The sequence below is a fragment of the Mycobacterium sp. smrl_JER01 genome (genome assembly GCF_048513595.2).
Classification (GTDB): Bacteria; Actinomycetota; Actinomycetes; order Mycobacteriales; family Mycobacteriaceae; genus Mycobacterium.
Map to the genome: position 1 here is coordinate 1 of NZ_JBLXXK020000003.1, position 19065 is coordinate 19065.

Sequence of the window (19065 nt, forward strand, 5' to 3'; positions counted from 1 at the left end):
CCTTAACCGAGTTGGTGGTTGTGTTGTGTTGTGCGACAAGCCTTTTCGTTGTTACCGTGACTGGTCCGCTTCGGGCTTCGCCCTTCGCTCTGCATGCTCGTATCTGCTTGCATTACAACACTTTTCATACTTGACGTGAATGCGCCTGCGGCGCTACTGAATACCCTTATCTTACTGTCCATTTCGGAGCACCGCTAGGCTTCGCCTAGCTAACACATTGTGTACCAACATATTTCATGTATAGCCCCCAATCTTCGATTGCTCATCAATACGCTTGCCTATCAGCATCTTTCGTCAAACACCTACCAATAGCAGCGAGGTGAGGTGGCCGCGCGCGCCGCAACCACCCCACCACCGCCCCTCAATCCATCAACACACAACAGACCCGGGCTGGCTCACGCCCGACACCACCAGCGCGGCCGCGCTGTCCACATCCCACCGCGGCGAACGCAAAGAGAGAGAAAGCGAATACGGCAATCGTCGCGCTGGAGTGGAGGTTTGCGTCCTGCCAATCCTGACACCGGTCACGACTTGTCGCCGTGCGACCGGCTGCTGCTCCAATGTTGATCGTTTTCAACATCGGATTTGCGGATAGCCGGGTCACCCATTTCAGTGGCAGTGGCCTGCACTCCGGCGAGGACGCTCGTGGTGACTCGATGGGCACCGGCTCGGCTGAAGCCACGGGCGCCCCGGCTTACGAACAGCTGGACCGGGCTGGCGAGCAAAATACCGACGAAAGAAGAGTCGATGGCGGGCAGCTCGCCGCGCTCGATCGCGGCCTGCAGGCGGTCTTCCAAGCTCTTCAGCCGCCGATCGAACACCCGGGGCGCTCCTAGACTTTTCGTGGGCGCCATTTCCCCTGTTCAGGAATGTTTCTGTTGAGCGGCAACGCTATCGGCGGCATGTCTGGGTGAATTGAAGGACGCGCACGCGGTGTGCCTCTAGGTTTCGGGGTTACCACACCAACCGCAACCACAAGGACGATCCGCGTGCGCGTCAGTACTGCATTTAACCGTCTGCTGCAGCTCCCCGGAGCCACGGTCACCAAAGTCACTATCGGCGAGCGTGATTCCACCGCACCCTGGCCGACGAATGGGCCTACGCCCGGCTCTACACCAGCGACGACCAACGCTGGGCTTTCGGTACACGTTGTATTGGACAATCTGTCGGCACATTCCACTCCTGAGATCGCGAAGTGGTTGACGCACAAGGATCGTCGCAGTTGGCACATGCATCCGACCCCGACCTAAAGTTCGTGGTTGAACCTGATCGAGCGATGGTTCAAAGAGCTCACCGACAAGCGTCTGCGCCGCGGAACCTTCACCAGCGTCGCCGAACTCTGCGAAGCCATCACCACCTGGGCGGCCCACTGGAACGCCGATCCCAAACCCTTCATCTGGAAGGCCACTGCCAAGGACATCATCACCAAAGTCCGACGCGGCAGAGCCACACTCCACCAGATCAATACGCAGACGGGCCACTAGGTGACCATCCGCACCGCCCGCTCACGCAGCTCCGGCGGGGGACTCGCCGGGGGGGGACTCAGGTATCGATCATTGCTCCCATCATTCCTTGGCTGCACTCAAATTGAGAGCTATTTGTTGGCGCGGATGGCCTCGAACACTCCGGGGTCGACCAGCGTCGAGGTGTCGCCGAGTTCGCGGCCCTCGGCGACGTCGCGCAGCAGCCGCCGCATGATCTTGCCGCTGCGGGTCTTCGGCAGCTCCGGCACGATGTGGATCTCGCGGGGTTTGGCGATCGGTGAGATCTCCTTGGATACCTCGGCGCGCAGGTCGTCGACCAGCTTGTCCGGCTCGGTCTCGGCGTGGTGCGCCTTGAGGATCACGAACGCGCAGATGGCCTGCCCGGTCTGATCGTCGGTGGCGCCGACGACGGCGGCCTCGGCCACCCCGGTGTGCCCGACGAGCGCGGATTCCACCTCGGCGGTGGAGATCCGGTGCCCGGAGATGTTCATGACGTCGTCGATGCGGCCCAGCACCCAGGTCTCGCCGTCGCTGCCGTAGCGCGCGCCGTCGCCGGCGAAATACCAACCCTTGTCGGCGAACCGGGACCAGTAGGTGTCCTGGTAGCGCTCCGGGTCGCCCCAGATGCCGCGCAGCATCGCCGGCCACGGCTTGTCCAGCACGAGGTAGCCGGTGGCCTGCTCGCCGTGCTCGGCGCCGATCCCGAGTTCGTTGCCGTCGTCGTCGACGACCTTGGCCGAGATGCCGGGCAGCGCGCGCATCGCCGAACCCGGCTTGGCGTCGCTGACCCCGGGCAGCGGCGAGATCATGATGGCCCCGGTCTCGGTCTGCCACCAGGTGTCCACGACCGGCGTGCGGTCGCCGCCGAACACCAGCCGGTACCAGCGCCACGCCTCCGGGTTGATCGGCTCGCCCACCGACCCGAGCAGCCGCAGGCTGGACAGGTCGTGCTCGAAGGCGAGCTCGCGGCCCCACTTCATGAACGTGCGGATCAGCGTCGGCGCGGTGTAATAGATTGTCACGCCGTACTTTTCGATCACCTGAAAGTGGCGATGCTCGTCCGGGGAGGCGGGCGTGCCCTCGTAGACCACCTGCGTGACGCCGTTGGACAGCGGCCCGTAGACGATGTAGGTGTGCCCGGTGACCCAGCCGATGTCGGCGGTGCACCAGAACACGTCGGTCTCCGGCTTGATGTCGAAGACGTAGTGATGGGTGTAGGAGGCCTGCGTCAGGTAGCCGCCCGTGGTGTGGACGATGCCCTTGGGCTTGCCCGTGGTGCCGGAGGTGTAGAGCAAGAACAGCGGGTGCTCGGAGTCGAACGCCTCGGGGGTGTGTTCGGTATCGGCCTTGGCGACGGTCTCGTGCCACCACAGGTCGCGGCCCTCGGTCCACGGCACGTCGATCTCGGTGCGCCGCACCACCAACACGTGCTCGACCGGGCTGTCCTCGCCCAGGCCCTCGATCGCCTCGTCCACCCCGGCCTTCAGCGACACGGCCTTGCCGCGGCGGAACTGCCCGTCGGTGGTGATGACCACCTTGGCCTTGGCGTCGTCGATGCGGGCGCGCAGCGCCGAGGCCGAGAAGCCGGCGAATACCACCGAATGCAGCACGCCCAGGCGCGCGCACGCCAGCATCGCCACGATGGCCTCGGGCACCATCGGCATGTAGATCGCGACCCGGTCCCCGGCGGTCAGCCCCAACTCGGTCAGCGTGTTGGCCGCCCGGCAGACCTCGTCCTTGAGTTCGGCGTAGGTGATGTCGCGGGCATCGCCGACGGGTTCGCCCTCCCAGTGGATGGCCACCCGGTCGCCGTTGCCGGCCTCGACGTGGCGGTCGACGCAGTTGTAGGCGACGTTGATCTTGCCGCCCACGAACCACTTGGCGAACGGCGCCTCCGACCAGTCCAGGACCTCGGTGAACGGCGTCGCCCAGGACAGCCGCTGCGCCTGTTTCGCCCAGAACGCCAGCCGGTCGGCCTCGGCCTCGTCGTAGAGCGCGGCGGTCGCATTGGACTGCGCGGCGAACTCCGGCGACGGTGGATAGCTGGCGGGGTGGCTGGGGGCGGTGTTTTGGTCAAGTGTGCGCGTGTTCACGGCTCAGCAATATCCTTGGTCGAAGTGAGAGGCAATGGTGCGGGGCTAGCTGCAGAACCGCTTAGCGAGCGGCCCGCAGCTAGCCCGTTCTCGGTTGGGCCGGTCAGAAGAAGCCCTGGGCCTTGTCGCTGTAGCTGACCAGCAGGTTCTTGGTTTGCTGGTAGTGGTCGAGCATCATCGCGTGGTTCTCCCGGCCGATGCCGGAGTGCTTGTAGCCGCCGAACGCCGCGTGCGCGGGGTACTGGTGGTAGCAGTTGGTCCACACCCGACCGGCCTTGATGTCGCGCCCGGCCCGGTAGGCGGTGTTGCCGTTGCGGCTCCACACGCCGGCGCCCAGTCCGTAGAGGGTGTCGTTGGCGATGCCGATGGCCTCGTCGTAATCGGAGAACGACGTGACTGCGACGACGGGACCGAAGATCTCCTCCTGGAAGATCCGCATCTTGTTGTTGCCGGTGAAGATCGTGGGCGCCACGTAGTAGCCGCCGGCCAGGGCGCCGCCGAGTTCGGCGCGTTCGCCGCCGGTGAGCACCGTCGCGCCCTCGCTCTTGCCGATCTCGATGTAGGACAGGATCTTTTCCAGCTGGTCGTTGGAGGCCTGCGCCCCGATCATCGTCTCGGTGTCCAGCGGGTCGCCCTGCCGCACGGCCTTGGTGCGCACGGCGGCCATGGCCAGGAAGTCGTCGTAGATGTCGGACTGGATCAGCGAACGCGACGGACAGGTGCACACCTCGCCCTGGTTGAGGGCGAACATGGTGAAGCCCTCGAGCGCCTTGTCCTGGTAGTCGTCGCTTTCGGCCAGCACGTCGTTGAAGAAGATGTTGGGGCTCTTGCCGCCCAACTCCAGCGTCACCGGGATCAGGTTCTGGCTGGCGTACTGCATGATCAGCCGGCCGGTGGTGGTCTCGCCGGTGAACGCGATCTTGGCGATCCGGGGGCTCGACGCCAGCGGCTTGCCGGCCTCCACGCCGAATCCGTTGACGACGTTGACGACACCGGCGGGCAGCAGGTCACCGATCAGCGACATCAGGTACAGGATCGAGGCCGGGGTCTGCTCGGCGGGCTTGAGCACGATCGCGTTGCCCGCGGCCAGCGCGGGGGCCAGCTTCCACACGGCCATCAGGATCGGGAAGTTCCACGGGATGATCTGCCCGACCACGCCGAGCGGCTCGTGGAAGTGGTAAGCGACGGTGTCGTCGTCGATCTGCGACAGCGACCCCTCCTGCGCCCGGATCGCGCCGGCGAAGTAGCGGAAGTGGTCGACCGCCAACGGGATGTCGGCGTTCAGCGTCTCCCGGACCGGCTTACCGTTGTCCCAGGACTCGGCGACGGCGATGGACTCGAGGTTCTCCTCGATGCGGTCGGCGATCTTGTTGAGGATCAGGGCGCGCTCGGCCGGCGAGGTCTTGCCCCAGGCCGGGGCCGCGGCGTGGGCGGCGTCGAGGGCCTTGTCGATGTCGGCCTCGTCGGAGCGGGCCACCTCGCAGAACACCGCACCGGTGACCGGGGTGGGATTCTCGAAGTACCGGCCCGCCGCCGGCGCCACCCACTCACCGCCGATGAAGTTGCCGTAACGCGACTCGAAAGCCATCAGTGCATCAGCCGCACCAGGCCGGGCGTAAACAGTCATGCATTTCCCCCTTAACGGTAAGTGAACTGATTGGTGTGGGTCAGCCATGGGCTTCACGTAGGTTACGCCAACACACGTTGCGAAAAGGTTGCGTTAGACGGCGTCTCTCTGTGTCAAGAGTGTGGCCTTCCCCCGTGACCGTGGAGGCATCAGCTATAAGGGATCGAGATGTCAGAGAAACGGAAGAAGTACGACCGGGAGTGCGTCTACATCCGGGCGTCTTCTGCGGTGAGTCGATCGATTTCGGTGATGCCCTTGTCTCTCAACGAATCTGCGAGTCGGTCCCACTCTTCCTCGTTGAAGTCGCGGGCACGGGGATGGTGAATCGCCTGTAAGGCGATTCACCATCCCTAAGCTAAAAGCCGCCTCTGCGGAGTTCATGCGCCGCCCGCAACAACAGCGCCCGCTCCGGGCGAGGTACATAGGCCTTGAGCCGTCCTTCGACGATCTCGGCTACTCGATGTAGGAGCAGCGTGCGAGACATGCCGAATTCAGGCAGCACTTCATCTTCGGGCGGTCCACCGTAGGGCGCCCACATCACGAAGAATTCGAGCATCGTTCGGTCGAATGCATCAAGGACCATGGTCGCTGGGTTCCGTCATCTCGCGCTATCCATTCGAGTTAAGGCTGCGTAATGCGCACGTGATCAAGGCTTCTCGCAGCGTGACCGTCAATGGTGCAGGGTCACCAGCAGGTCGCCGCCCTCGACCTGGGTGGTGGTCGATACCGCAACGCGTTGCACAGTGCCCGCCGCCGGGGCGGTGATCGCGGCCTCCATCTTCATCGCCTCGATGGTGGCAATGGTCGCCCCGGCCGCCACGGTGTCCCCGGCAGCCACCGCAACGGTGACCACCCCGGCAAACGGGGCCGCCACATGACCAGGATTATTGCGATCGGCCTTCTCCGCAGCCGGAACCTCGCTGGCCACACTGCGATCACGCACCGTGATCGGACGCAACTGCCCGTTCAGAATGCACATCACCGTACGCATGCCCCGCTCATCGGCCTCAGAGATCGCCTCCAAACCGATCAGCAACTGCACCCCACGATCCAACTCGACCCGATGCTCCTCGCCATAACGCAGCCCGTAGAAGAACTGATTGGCACTCAAACCCGAGGTGTCGCCGTACTCCTCGCGATGGGCCTCGAACTCCTTGGTCGGCCCCGGGAACAACAACCGATTCAACGCCGCCTGCCGCTTACGCCCCGGCGCCGCCAACAACACCTCATCCTCGGCCGAGAGCTCCTGCACCGGCTTGGCCGGGCCCCGACCCTCAAGAGCCTTGCTCCGCAACGGCTCGGGCCAGCCACCGGCCGGCTCCCCCAACTCCCCACGCAAAAACCCGATCACGCTGTCGGGAATGTCGACGCGCCCCGGATCGGCAGCAAACTCCTGGCCACTGATCCCCGCACCCACCAACGCCAACGCCAAATCCCCAACCACCTTGCTCGAGGGGGTCACCTTGATCAACCGGCCCAGCACCGCATCGGCCCCGGCATACGCGGTTTCGATGTCCTCGAACCGATCCCCCAACCCCAACGCGATCGCCTGCTGACGCAGATTGCTCAACTGCCCACCAGGAATCTCATGGGTGTACACCTGCCCCGTCGGAGCCGGCAAACCAGATTCAAACGGCGCGTACACCTTGCGCAACGCCTCCCAATACGGCTCCAACTCACACACCGCACCCAGATCCAACCCGGTGTCGAACTCGGTGTGCGCCGCGGCAGCCACAATCGAGGACAACGCCGGCTGACTGGTCGTCCCCGCCAACGGCGCCGCCGCCCCATCCACCGCACTGGCCCCGGCCTGCCACGCCGCCAAATACGTCGCCAACTGCCCACCCGCGGTGTCATGAGTGTGCACATGCACCGGCAAATCAAACCGCGACCTCAAAGCACCCACCAACGTCGCCGCCGAAGCCGGACGCAACAACCCGGCCATATCCTTGATCGCCAACACATGCGCACCCGCATCAACGATCTGCTCGGCCAACCGCAGGTAGTAATCCAGGGTGTACAGATCCTCGCTGGGGTCACTGAGGTCCCCGGTGTAGGACATCGCCACCTCGGCGATCGCCGTACCCGTGGCGCGCACCGCATCGATCGCCGGCCGCATCGAGGACACATTGTTCAGCGCATCGAAAACCCGGAAAATATCGATCCCGGTCCGAGTGGCCTCATCGACAAATGCGCTCGCCACCAAGTCCGGATACGGCGTGTACCCCACCGTGTTGCGGCCCCGCAACAACATCTGCAAACAAATATTGGGCACCGCCTCCCGCAGAGCGGCCAACCGCTCCCAGGGATCCTCCTTCACAAACCGCAGCGCCACATCATAAGTCGCCCCACCCCAACACTCGATGGACAACAACTGCGGCATCATCGCCGCCACATACGGCGCCACCTTCAACAAACCAGTCGACCGCAACCGGGTAGCCAACAATGACTGATGCGCATCACGAAACGTCGTATCGGTAACCCCCACCGCCCCGCTGTCACGCATCCACGCTGCAAAACCCTCGGGGCCCAACTCGATCAGCCGCTGCTTGGAACCCGGCGCCGGCACCTCAGTGAGATCCAGCGGGGGCAACTTGTCCTGCGGATACATCGTCGACGGGCGTTCCCCATTGGGCTTGTTCACCGTCACATCGGCCAGATAATTCAAGATTTTGGTGCCGCGATCGCCCGGGGTGTGCGCGGTCAGCAACTGGGGCCGGTCATCGATGAACGACGTGGTGACCCGTCCGGCCCTGAAATCCGGATCCTCGATCACCGCCTGCAAGAACGGGATGTTCGTCGACACCCCGCGGATCCGGAACTCCGCCAACGCGCGCCGAGCCCGTGACACCGCCGAGGAGAAATCCCAGCCCCGACAGGTCAGCTTCACCAACATCGAGTCGAAATGCGCCGAGATCTCCGCACCCAGATTCGATCCACCATCCAACCGGATACCGGCACCACCGGGCGAGCGGTACGCGGTGATCCGGCCGGTGTCCGGGCGGAAACCATTGGCCGGGTCCTCGGTGGTGATCCGGCACTGCAACGCCGCCCCGCGGATCACCAAGCTGTCCTGGCTCAACCCCAGATCGGCCAGGCTCTCCCCCGCCGCGATCCGCAACTGCGAACCGACCAGGTCCACATCGGTGATCTCCTCGGTCACCGTGTGCTCCACCTGAATCCGCGGATTGCACTCGATGAACACGTGATGACCGCGCTCGTCGAGCAGGAACTCCACCGTGCCCGCACAGCTGTAACCGATCTGGCGGGCAAAAGCCACCGCATCCGCGCAAATCTTTTCCCGCAGCCCGGGACCAAGATTCGGCGCCGGCGCCAACTCGATCACCTTCTGATGCCGGCGCTGCACACTGCAATCCCGCTCGAACAGGTGCATCACATTGCCGACGGTGTCGGCCAGGATCTGCACCTCAATATGGCGCGGATTGATCACCGCCTGCTCCAGATACACCGCCGCATCGCCGAACGCCGACTCCGCCTCCCGCGAAGCCGCCTCGACCGCCTCAGCCAGCGCAGCCGGATCGCTCACCCGGCGCATACCACGCCCGCCACCACCGGACACCGCCTTGACGAACAACGGGAATTCCATATCCCGTGCCGTCGCGACCAATTCATCAACCGACGACGACGGCGCCGAGGACGCCAACACCGGCAGCCCCGCCGCCTTCGCCGCCTCGATCGCCCGGGCCTTGTTCCCGGTCAACTCCAAAACCTGCGCCGACGGACCCACAAACGTGATCCCCGCCCGCGCACAGGCATCAGCCAGCTCCGGGTTCTCCGACAAGAAGCCATAACCCGGATACACCGCATCCGCACCCGAATGCCGTGCAACCCTGATGATCTCATCCACGGACAGATACGCCCGCACCGGATGACCGATCTCACCGATCTGATACGACTCATCGGCCTTCAACCGGTGCACCGAATTACGATCCTCATACGGATACACCGCCACCGTCGCGATGCCCATCTCATAGGCCGCACGGAACGCACGGATCGCAATCTCGCCACGATTGGCGACCAGCAGCTTGGAAATCCGTTGGTTGCCGTTGGAGTTCACATATTCGGTCATAATATGTCTTTCGTATTCTCTCGTGGCGTCGTGCACCAGCACGTGTCGGTTGAGCCTGGTACACATCCACGCCGGCCCGACTACTCGGCGCGCAGTCGTCAGCCCTGCGCCTCCGGGACTGCCGAGGCACAGGGCTGACGAGACTTGCGTGGCTATCTGATGATGGTGGTGTCGATCGAGTCGATTTCTGCTTCGATCGTCGCGTCCACCTGCGACCCGAACGACAGGTCCTCCGGTGTAGGTGGCGTGGTCTGCCTCCGCTTGAGAAGTTGATATCCGACCACGAACACCGCGGCCCAGATCGGCAGGGCAAACAGCGCGACCCGCTGAGAGCTGTCGAATCCCAGTAGCACCAACCCAAATAGCAGGAAGCACAGGGTCGCCCAACACAATGGCTTGGCAAACGGTAGACGGAAGGTAGCAGCAGGCACCTCGCCGCGGGCTACCCGCCGACGGTAGACGAGGTGACACGAAATGATGACTCCCCAGGACCATAGTGCGCCGAGGGTGGCGACAGCGGAGATGTAGGCGAAGGCCTTGTCCGGCACCATCGCGTTGATCACCACCCCTATCAACATCATGGCACCGGAGGCGATGATCCCGATGGCGGGCACGTGCCCCTTATTGGTCTTTTCGAACCGCTTCGGTGCCACCCCATCGGTCGCCAGCTTCTTGAGAAGCCGGCCGTTGCTGTAGAGCCCAGCACTACACGACGACAGCGCCGACGAAATCACCACGAAGTTCATCACGCTGGCCGCAGCCGGCAGGCCGATCTGAGTGAAACCCTTCACGAACGGGCTCTCTGCCTCGCTGAACTGACCCCAAGGGAACAGCGACAGCAGGACGACCAAGGTTCCGATGTAGAAAATGCCTATTCGCCACGGTACGGAGTTGATCGCCTTGGGGATGACCTTTTCCCGGTCCTGAGCCTCGGAAGCCGTCATACCGAGGATCTCGACACCTTGGTAGGAGAAAATCACAATCTGGAAGGCCAGGAGAACTGCCAAGAGTCCGTGCGGAGCGATGCCGCCGTGATCCCAGAGGTTGCTAAAGCTGCCCTGCGTGCCGGCCTCTCCGATGTTGAATAGGAGTGCGGCAAGCCCTCCGAAGATCAGCCCTAGGATGGTCACGATCTTGATGGACGCGAACCAGAACTCGGCTTCACCGAAGAACCCGACCTTGGCCATGTTCAATGTCACGATCATGACTAGCGCAATTAGTGCGGTGAGGTACTGCGGAAGATCTGGCCACCAGAACTTCATGAAGATGCCGACAGCCGTCAGTTCGGCCATACCGATGATAGTCCAGGTCACCCAGTAACCCCAGCCGGTGACGAAACCGTAGAGCGGGCCCAGGAACTCCCTGGCGTACTCGGCAAAGCTGCCGTTGACGGGGCGGTACATCAGCAGCTCGCCGAGCGCCCGCATGATGATGAAGATGAAGACGCCGGTGATCGCGTACACGCCGATCACCGCGGGGCCCGCAAACGCGATGCCCTTACCCGAACCCAGGAACAGTCCCACACCGATCGCGCCGCCGATGGCGATCATCCGGATGTGGCGGGTGTTCAGGCCCTGCGCCAGCCCATCCTCGTTCACTGGCCCTTTCGAACCATCTGCTGTCATGCGAGCAATGATCGAAACCTGTGGATGAGCCTCGGTGGGGCGGCGTGAAAGTGGGCGCACCTTCCCGAGGATGATCTTCACGGAATCAGGTATTCGATCAAGACCGGCGTTGGCGCGCTGGTTGGGAAGGTACGCCCATGCTCACGGTAGTTCACGATGCCCAGGACGCCAACGGCGATGCCGGCGGTGCTGGTCGGTCGTTGTTGGATGAGATTGTCCGCGACGGGGCTCGGCAGATGCTGGCCGCGGCGTTGCAGGCCGAGGTCGCCGCGTATGTGGCGCAGTTCGCCGATCAGCTCGACGACAACGGCCACCGCCTGGTGGTGCGCAACGGCTATCACAAGGCCCGTGAGGTGCTGACCGCCGCCGGCGCGGTCGAGGTGAAAGCGCCTCGGGTCAACGACCGCCGTGTCGACCCCGACACCGGCCAGCGTCGGCGGTTCTGCTCAGCGATCCTGCCGGCCTGGGCGCGTAAGTCCCCGCAGATCAGCGAGGTGTTGCCGCTGCTGTACCTGCATGGGCTCTCGACCAGCGATTTCACCCCGGCGTTGGAGCAGTTCCTCGGCTCGGGGGCGGGGTTGTCCGCGTCAACGATCACTCGGCTGACCAGCCAGTGGCAAGACGAGGCCCGCACGTTCGCCGCCCGCGATCTCTCGGGCACCGATTACGTGTATCTGTGGGTCGACGGCATCCACCTCAAGGTCCGCCTGGACCAGGAAAAGCTGTGTCTGCTGGTGATGCTCGGGGTGCGCGCTGATGGCCGCAAGGAGCTGGTGGCGATCACCGACGGGTACCGGGAATCCACCGAGTCGTGGGCTGATCTGCTGCGCGACTGTAAACGGCGCGGCATGGCCGCCCCGGTGCTGGCTGTCGGTGACGGTGCGCTCGGGTTCTGGAGGGCGGTGCGGGAGGTGTTCCCGGCCACCAAAGAGCAGCGCTGTTGGTTCCACAAGCAATCCAATGTTCTTGCCGCACTACCGAAAACAGCGCATCCGTCTGCGTTGGCGGCGCTCAAGGAGATCTATAACGCCGAGGATATCGACAAGGCGCAGCTTGCGGTCAAGGCGTTCGAAGTCGACTTCGGCGCCAAGTACCCGAAAGCGGCCGCCAAGATCACCGACGACCTCGACACCTTGCTGGAGTTCTACCATTATCCGGCCGAGCATTGGATCCATCTGCGCACCACGAATCCGATCGAAAGCACCTTCGCCACAGTGCGTTTGAGAACCAAGGTGACCAAGGGGCCGGGGTCACGGGCGGCTGGTCTGGCGATGGCCTACAAGCTCATTGACGCTGCCCAGGCTCGATGGCGCGCCGTCAACGCCCCACACCTGGTCGCTCTCGTCCGCGCTGGCGCGGTCTTCCACAAAGGCAAACTGCTCGAACGTCCCGCCGACATCACCCCGCCAACAGCACCGTCAGACGGCGATCAGCACACCGGAACGGAGGTCGCCTAAAACACCCCGATCCACAGGTATTGACAATTCCTCGTCATGCATGTGTCCTTTGTTTGAAGCGCAGCGACGATGGACGACCCCCAAAGCCGCGCCATGTCGTGCTATTTGCTTGTTGAGCGCCGCTACCGGATAGCGGAGCTGGCGAACGAGGAACGTCAACTACATCGACGGTGCAGGCACCTGCAGAACGAATACCCTGCTGATCGGTCAACAGTGACAGCTGACGGAGACCCATCTGGAGTCCTAATTGGGCTGGGCCGCAGACTATCTCACCGCGATAGCAGCTGTCGCTCCGCTGGGGCCGGGCTTCGTATCAGGGATGCGTGCGGAACACCTCCTGCTTCGGTTGCGAACAATGGAACTAGTGTTTGAACCTTTGTCAAGACCAGCCGCCATTTGTGTCCGAAACCACTATCCTGCGTACGCCATCGCACAAGCAAGATGGAAAGACGCCCCCACGCCGTGCAAGAATGCACAGGTGGATTTGGGTGATCTTCGGTACTTTATGGCCCTCGCCCGTTACGGTCGATTGTCGGCAGCCGCCGACCGGCTGGAGGTCGAGCACACCACCATCAGGCGGCGGGTTTCCTCCCTGGAAAAATCCTTGGGGACACGACTTTTCGATAAATCTTCGAGTGGTTGGACGCTCACTGTCGCTGGTCAGCGACTGCTCCCCTACGCGACCCGCATCGAACAGGAAGCTGACGCCGCGCAGTGCTCACTCAGAGACGGACAGGAGAGCATCAAGGGCACGGTTCGGATCGTGGCAACTGATGGTTTTGGCAGCTTGGTAGTTGCCCCCGGAATCGCTTCGTTGCAAGCCAGGCACCCTTCCATCGAGGTAGACTTGGTTACCACGAGCCATGTCTTGAGCTACGGGGTCGGCGAGTTCGACATTGCAGTGACAATCGGAGATGTCCCTGAGCGGCGCGGGTTTCAGCAAACCCACCTGTGCGACTACGAGCTCAGGTTGTACGCGACGAACGCTTACCTCCAGAGCAATCCGCCGATAACTTCGCTCGACGATCTGTCAGCTCACAAGATGATCTGGTATGTCGAATCGCTGCTGCAACTGCCGGAGCTTCGCGAACGTGAAAACCAGGAAATCGCGGCTCAAACGAAGATCCTGTTCCGCACTACCAATCTGTTCGCGCAACTGGAAGCCACTGCGGCCGGCGTTGGGCTGGGTTTGCTGCCCTGCTTTGCCGCCCAACACGATTCGCGGTTGCTGCCGGTCCTGCATGATGAAGTCCGGCCACGGCGCAGCTTCTGGATGGTGATGCCGTCCCGGCTGCTGAATGCGGAGTTGATAACCACCTTTGCGGGGCATCTCTTCCAGACTGTGCAGCGACAAAGTCAACGCTTCATCCCAGATTGATCAAGTGAACCTGTCCAACCGACATTCGTCGGGTGCAGGCTGACCTGACGACAGGCTTCATGGGCGCAATTGGCTTGGCCGCCTGACGCATTCGACGATCATCGGTCCTCCGCGCCTTTGTAACGCTTGGCTATGCGGCCCAACAGGGTGACGGCGACTTCCAGCGGACTGCAGCCGAACCACGCTGCCCAGTCCTCCAGCGACACCGTATGCGCACCGGATTTCCCGATCAGAACAACCTCGTCGCCCAGATCGGCGTCGTCGATGCCGTCGAGGTCGACCACAACATGCTCCAACGACGTACCGATGATCGGAGCTCGGCGACCCCGCACCAGCACGTGCATCTGCTGTCCCTCAGCGGGGGCTCGCATGCCTTCTGCGGTGCCCAGCGCGATCACCCCGGTGCGTTCGGCGCACCCGAACATGTAGGGGTTGGTGGTCCCCTCGCCACCCACCGGGTGTCGACCGATGTGGATCAGCCGGGCGTTCAGCCCGGCGATGACCGGGGCGAACCTGCCGGCCGAGGCCAGCTCCGCCGGCAGCGGCGTCAGGCCGTAGAGCAGCTGCCCGACGCACACGGCATTGGTGGGGTCAGGCAGTCCTGCAAGCAATCCCGAGGATCCCCAGATCTGAGTGATCTCCGGGCGGATCCCGTCGAGGGCCAGCCCGTCGATCAGCCCGGTGAAGGCCGCGCTCTCCTCGCGTGCCCAGTCTCGGCCGTCCTCGTCGCCGAACGGCAGGTGGGTGTAGACGCCTTCCAGATGGACCCCCGGCTCCGCGTTGATGGCGTGAGCCAGGTCGTGGGCCTCCGAGACGTGCACCCCGAGCCGACGCAGGCCGCAGTCCACCTTGAGGTACACCGGCACGACCCGGTCCCGCCGGCGCGCCACCTCCACGGCCGCAGCCACCCCTGGACGGTCGTAGACCGTGGGGATCAGGTCGTGCTCGACGAGTTGGTCGAACTGCTCGGGCAGCGGACCACCGAACATGATGATCTTCGCGGTCACACCCGCCTGCCGGGCCGCCACCGCCTCTTCGATGTTGCCGGTCCACAGTCCGTACACGCCGGAGCGCTCCAGTGCGCGGGCGACGCCGACAGCACCGCAGCCGTATCCGTTGGCCTTGATCGCGGCGATCACCCGCCGGTCGGCGGCCAACCGCGCGACCTCGTGGACGTTGTGTTCCAGGGCGGCCAGGTCGATCTCGACCCAGGTCGCAGCAGCTGCGCTGCTCACTGCGCGTCAGCCGCTGCTCGGGCCCGCGGGGATGCCGGCCGGCCCCACAAATCGGTGCCTAGGTGCTCCCCCAGTTCTGCCACGGCTGCGCGCAGCTGTGCCGGATCGGCGTCGGCCTCGGCCAACGCCCGACAGGCGATGTCGGCCAATGCTGGGATGACGGCAATCCCGCCGCCGCGACGCACGAACTCCTGGGTACCGAACCGCAGCGCCGCCGACGGGGACTCCGCAGTCTGCCAGGGCAGCCGACAGTGACCTGCGAAGATACCCGCTGCCTCAAGCCGACGGATCGCCGCCCAGGCGCCGCCCAACCGCCCGGCGTCGATAACCAGTTGGTGGGAGCGGGTATAGCCGCGGTCTTCACCGACCACATCCAGACCGCGGGCCCGCAGCTGGGTTGCGAACTCGACCGCACATTCGATGGTAGGAGCCGCCCAGGCGGGCCGCTGTTCGATCGCTTCGGCCGCTGCCACCGCCAACGGCCCGAGGCGCGACGGGTCATAGTTCGACAGCAATGCCGGGTAGGCGGCCAGCGACATCCGCTCGGCATACTCGGGATTGTTCGTCACTGCCGCCCCGCCGGGAGGGCCGGCGAAGGTCTTGTAAGTGGAGAAGGTGACCACATCCGCGCCCTCGGCGATCGGGTCCTGATAGAAACCGGCGGCAATCAGCCCGGCCGTGTGGGACGCGTCGTAGACCAATACCGCACCCACCCGATCGGCCGCGGCCCGCACCGGACCGATGTCGTGCGGGAACAGGGTTACGCTGCCGCCGATCACGATCAACCGTGGCCGCACCTCGTCGACGAACCGTTCCAGCGCGCCTGCGTCGACATCGAAGTCATACGGTGCGTACGGAAGGTGCGCCACGGTGAGGCCGCGGATACCGGCAGCCCCACCGGAAACCTGGTGACTGATATGCCCGCCGGCCTCCGGAGACAGCACCGCGATGGTGTCCCCGGGCTCCGTGAAGGCAATGTAGGCAGCTAGGTTCGCCATCGTCGCCGACAGATACCGCACTTCTGCGTATTTGCCGCGCAATGCCCGCGCAACCTGGTCGATCGCCAGAACTTCGAGTTCCTCGATCTCCTCGACGGCTGTCTGTTCCTTCTCACCTGGCCAGCCCTGGGCCGGCCGGGTCGACAACGAACCATCATGCAGCGCCGTGACCTCCGGCGACATGATGTTGGTACCGCCGTACAACATCACCCCGTGGTCGATCCGGGACCGGTGGCCGTGCTGCGCACTGGCGACTGCACCGGCCACCCCGGCGGCACCGTCGAGCTTCAACTCGTGCTCCAGCTGCGCCAATCGCTGCTGGGCGGCCGGCGAGGACCACGGCACCATCGCCGACCGGGGCTGCACAGCGCTGGGCGAGTGTAGGCGTGAATCGACGACAGTCATAAAGCTTTCCCTGAGGTGAAATGGATGAGCCGCGCGGCTGCGCGGCTCATGGACAACGACTTCGGATATCAGGCTTCAGCCCCGACTGGCTGGTCGATTTCGGCCGGTGCGGTACGCAGCCGAATTCCGGTGAAATCTTCATAGAACTCGACGACGCTGGTGAAGTCATGATTCCCGCGGCCATCACGTTGACCGATGCTGAAGAGGTCCCGCACCACATTGGTCACCGGGGTGGGCAGCCCCATCCGCGACGCGGATTCCAAGAACAATCCCAGGTCCTTGTGCATCAGATCCAAGGCGAAACGGGTCGGGCGCTCCTCGGTGAACAGCGTTTTGGGGAAATACCCGCTCAGGACTGTGCTGTTCGCAGAGCTGGTGGTCAGTACTTCGACGGCGGCATTGAGATCGACCCCGGCCGAGACTGCAGCACTGAGCCCTTCCCCGAGGGCGGCGATGATGGCGGCGGTGATCTGGTTGTTGGCCAGTTTCAACGCCTGACCGCTGCCGGACTGCCCCACGTGAAATACGTTGGCGGCATAACACTTCAACACCGGTGCCGCTTTCTGCAACGCGGTCTCGGCGCCGCCGACCATGACCGACAGGGTGCCGGCGTCGGCACCTTGGGTGCCGCCCGAGACGGGCGCGTCCAGGAACTCTGCGGCGTTGGCGGAGGCTCGCTTGGCCAGCCGGCGGACGGTTGCGGGGTCGATCGTGCTGTGATCCACGATCACTCGACCGAGCACATCCTCATTGAGGATACGAGTGGTTACCGCTTCCACGATCTTCGGATTCGGCAAGCTCAGCAGCACGATCTCGGTGCCGCGCGCGGCCTCGGCCACCGAGGCCACGGTTTGTGCCCCCGCCACTCGGGCCCGCTCCCCGGCGGCGCCGTCGGGGTCGTGGACCACGACCCTGTGGCCGCCATTGACCAGGTGTCCGACCAGTCTGCCACCGATGTTTCCTGCACCGATCAATGCGACGCGCTTCGTCACCGACCTATCCTTTCTGCCAAAGATTATGAGCGCGCGGGGCGCTCGTGATGTGTGCCGATCAGAGGTCGAGAACCAACGACGGCGTTTTGGCCCGTGCACAGCAGGCCATCAGCACCTCGTTGGACTCTTGTTCCTGCGGGGTGAGGTAGGAGTCGCGGTGGTCCGGAATCCCGTCCAGCACACCGGTTTCACAGCTTCCACAGGTGCCCTCTCCGCAGGAGGTCGGGATATGGACTCCGGCGGCCTTGCAGACCTCCAGGATCGACTGTCCGGACTCGACCCGCAAGGTCAGGTTGGAACTCTCCAGGACGATGTCGAACGGATCGTCAGCACCGTCGAGGGCGCCATCCTTCGGCCGGAAGCGTTCCAGATGCAGGGTGCCGACGGGCCAGCCGCTGGTGGCCTGCTCAACGGCATCCAGCAGAGGGCCGGGTCCACAACAGTAAATGGCCACTTCGGGACGAGGTTCGCCGAGCACCGCAGCGAGGTCGATGATCCCGCGCTGGTCCTGCGGCCAGGTGTCCACCCGGTCGCCGTAGCGCTTCAGCTCCTCGGTGAAGGCCATCGAGTCGGCCTTTCTCCCTCCGTACACCAGCCGCCACGGCGCGTTGCGAACTTCGCAGGCAGCGATCATCGGCAGGATCGGGGTGATGCCGATCCCGCCGGCGATGAACAGGTATTCCCGGGCATCGACCAGCCCGAAGTTGTTGCGCGGCCCACGGATTCGCAACGTGTCGCCCACGGTGAGCTCTTCATGGATCCACTGCGAACCACCCCGACTTTCGGGTTCGCGCAGGACCGCCACCCGGAGCCGCTTCTCGTCGTCGGGGTCACCGCACAACGAGTACTGCCGTTCCAGTTCGGAGCTGATCACGACGTCGATGTGGGCTCCGGGTTCCCACCGTGGCACCAATGCGCCCGTCGGCGAGACCAGGTCGATTGAGACGACGCCATGGGCCTCGGTGATGATTCGGTCGACGAGAAGTTCGATCTCGCTCGTTGCTGAGGTACTCATTCTTGGTTTTCCTGTGCTAATGGTGATGTGCGCGGGTCAGCCGACCCGGACGGCATCGACGCCGATTGAAGCAGCCGCCGCCGATCCGGAGCCGGTTCGGCGGCGGCTGGGGTGGGTGGCCACGATTCCGGCTCCGGGAAGCCGGAATCGTGATTGGGTCACTGCCGCTAGGCGGTGGCCACCGGCTTCTTTCCGGCTGCGGGTCCGACGCCGGCGCGCCTGCGGCTGGTGTCGACCACGATCAAATCGTCTTCGATCTCCACCGCATAGCCTTCGACCACGTAGCCGTCCTTCGCGTCACAGCTGTCGCCGCCCTGGACCACATCGGCGCCGGGCACAACCGCGACATCGTATTTCCGGACCCGATCGTTGGCGGGATCGTGGAACGACTCCCCCGTACGGATGTCGTACTCCCACTGATGCCACGGACAACGGAGCGTGCGCTTCCGTTCGTAACTGATGTCAGCACCGGGGACTTCGGCGTAGGACGCCCCAAAGATGGTTCCGGACGAGCACAGGTCAGCACCCTTGTGGGGGCACTGGTTCAGCAGTGCGAAGAACTCCCCGTCCACGTTGAACACGCCGACGGAACGGCCCGCCAACTCGACGATCTTGCGTTCGCCGACCGGAATGTCCTCGATCTTGCCCACAACATGTTTCGACACA

At 64.1% G+C, this 19065-nt stretch carries 14 protein-coding genes; 3 read left to right on the forward strand and 11 right to left on the reverse strand.

The features are described 5' to 3' along the window. Window positions 1-524: 524 nt before the first annotated feature. A complete protein-coding gene (locus ACNUDN_RS29480; protein ID WP_431961332.1) occupies window positions 525-821 on the reverse strand; it encodes a hypothetical protein in 297 nt (98 codons plus the stop codon). A gap of 438 nt (window positions 822-1259) precedes the next feature. Here ACNUDN_RS29480 and ACNUDN_RS29485 point away from each other — a divergent pair, with 438 nt between their 5' ends. Continuing rightward, the gene (locus ACNUDN_RS29485; protein WP_431961334.1) at window positions 1260-1484 is read left to right on the forward strand and encodes a hypothetical protein; all 225 of its coding nucleotides are present in this window, start codon (window positions 1260-1262) and stop codon (window positions 1482-1484) included. Between the two features lie 110 nt (window positions 1485-1594). On the opposite strand, the gene acs is transcribed toward ACNUDN_RS29485, so the two are convergent. From acs to ACNUDN_RS29510, 5 genes are all read right to left on the reverse strand, one after another. After that, window positions 1595-3577: an acetate--CoA ligase gene (gene acs, locus ACNUDN_RS29490; protein ID WP_431961336.1), complete on the reverse strand. Its 1983-nt coding sequence runs from the start codon at window positions 3575-3577 to the stop codon at window positions 1595-1597. Window positions 3578-3680: 103 nt separating this feature from the next. After that, the gene (gene adh, locus ACNUDN_RS29495; protein ID WP_419125389.1) at window positions 3681-5204 is read right to left on the reverse strand and encodes an aldehyde dehydrogenase; all 1524 of its coding nucleotides are present in this window, start codon (window positions 5202-5204) and stop codon (window positions 3681-3683) included. Between the two features lie 355 nt (window positions 5205-5559). Further along, on the reverse strand, window positions 5560-5787 hold the full coding sequence (locus ACNUDN_RS29500) for a hypothetical protein (RefSeq protein WP_419125390.1): 228 nt from the start codon (window positions 5785-5787) through the stop codon (window positions 5560-5562). An 87-nt stretch (window positions 5788-5874) separates the two neighbouring features. Beyond that, the gene (locus tag ACNUDN_RS29505) at window positions 5875-9294 is read right to left on the reverse strand and encodes a pyruvate carboxylase (protein ID WP_419125391.1); all 3420 of its coding nucleotides are present in this window, start codon (window positions 9292-9294) and stop codon (window positions 5875-5877) included. Between the two features lie 152 nt (window positions 9295-9446). Next, window positions 9447-11000, reverse strand: a complete 1554-nt coding sequence (locus ACNUDN_RS29510) for an amino acid permease (RefSeq protein ID WP_419125392.1) — start codon at window positions 10998-11000, stop codon at window positions 9447-9449. Between the two features lie 56 nt (window positions 11001-11056). Between ACNUDN_RS29510 and ACNUDN_RS29515 the strand changes: the two genes are divergently transcribed. Next, window positions 11057-12376 carry an IS256 family transposase gene (locus ACNUDN_RS29515; RefSeq protein WP_419121378.1) on the forward strand — a complete coding sequence of 440 codons (1320 nt, stop codon included), beginning with the start codon at window positions 11057-11059 and terminating at the stop codon, window positions 12374-12376. Window positions 12377-12854: 478 nt separating this feature from the next. Continuing rightward, window positions 12855-13754 (forward strand): LysR family transcriptional regulator, encoded by a 900-nt coding sequence (locus tag ACNUDN_RS29520; RefSeq protein WP_419125393.1) that lies wholly within the window; start codon window positions 12855-12857, stop codon window positions 13752-13754. Between the two features lie 98 nt (window positions 13755-13852). On the opposite strand, the gene alr is transcribed toward ACNUDN_RS29520, so the two are convergent. From alr to ACNUDN_RS29545, 5 genes are all read right to left on the reverse strand, one after another. Further along, window positions 13853-14989: an alanine racemase gene (alr, locus tag ACNUDN_RS29525; protein WP_419125394.1), complete on the reverse strand. Its 1137-nt coding sequence runs from the start codon at window positions 14987-14989 to the stop codon at window positions 13853-13855. After that, on the reverse strand, window positions 14986-16392 hold the full coding sequence (locus ACNUDN_RS29530) for a DegT/DnrJ/EryC1/StrS family aminotransferase (RefSeq protein WP_419125395.1): 1407 nt from the start codon (window positions 16390-16392) through the stop codon (window positions 14986-14988). The genes alr and ACNUDN_RS29530 overlap by 4 nt, the downstream gene beginning before the upstream one ends. 68 nt (window positions 16393-16460) lie before the next feature. Further along, window positions 16461-17384 (reverse strand): NAD(P)-dependent oxidoreductase, encoded by a 924-nt coding sequence (locus ACNUDN_RS29535; protein ID WP_419125396.1) that lies wholly within the window; start codon window positions 17382-17384, stop codon window positions 16461-16463. A gap of 58 nt (window positions 17385-17442) precedes the next feature. Further along, window positions 17443-18399, reverse strand: coding sequence for a PDR/VanB family oxidoreductase (locus ACNUDN_RS29540; protein WP_419125397.1), 957 nt, complete (start codon window positions 18397-18399; stop codon window positions 17443-17445). 167 nt (window positions 18400-18566) lie between these two features. Beyond that, a complete protein-coding gene (locus tag ACNUDN_RS29545) occupies window positions 18567-19064 on the reverse strand; it encodes a Rieske (2Fe-2S) protein (RefSeq protein ID WP_419125398.1) in 498 nt (165 codons plus the stop codon). Window position 19065 lies beyond the last annotated feature (1 nt).

Excerpts from the sequence above, each read along its gene's own strand:
- ACNUDN_RS29530 (WP_419125395.1), bottom strand. The coding sequence starts at position 16,392 with ATGACTGTCGTCGATTCACGCCTACACTCGCCCAGCGCTGTGCAGCCC.
- adh (WP_419125389.1), bottom strand. The coding sequence starts at position 5,204 with ATGACTGTTTACGCCCGGCCTGGTGCGGCTGATGCACTGATGGCTTTC.
- ACNUDN_RS29500 (WP_419125390.1), bottom strand. The coding sequence starts at position 5,787 with ATGGTCCTTGATGCATTCGACCGAACGATGCTCGAATTCTTCGTGATG.
- ACNUDN_RS29515 (WP_419121378.1), top strand. The coding sequence starts at position 11,057 with ATGCTCACGGTAGTTCACGATGCCCAGGACGCCAACGGCGATGCCGGC.
- ACNUDN_RS29540 (WP_419125397.1), bottom strand. The coding sequence starts at position 18,399 with ATGAGTACCTCAGCAACGAGCGAGATCGAACTTCTCGTCGACCGAATC.
- ACNUDN_RS29505 (WP_419125391.1), bottom strand. The coding sequence starts at position 9,294 with ATGACCGAATATGTGAACTCCAACGGCAACCAACGGATTTCCAAGCTG.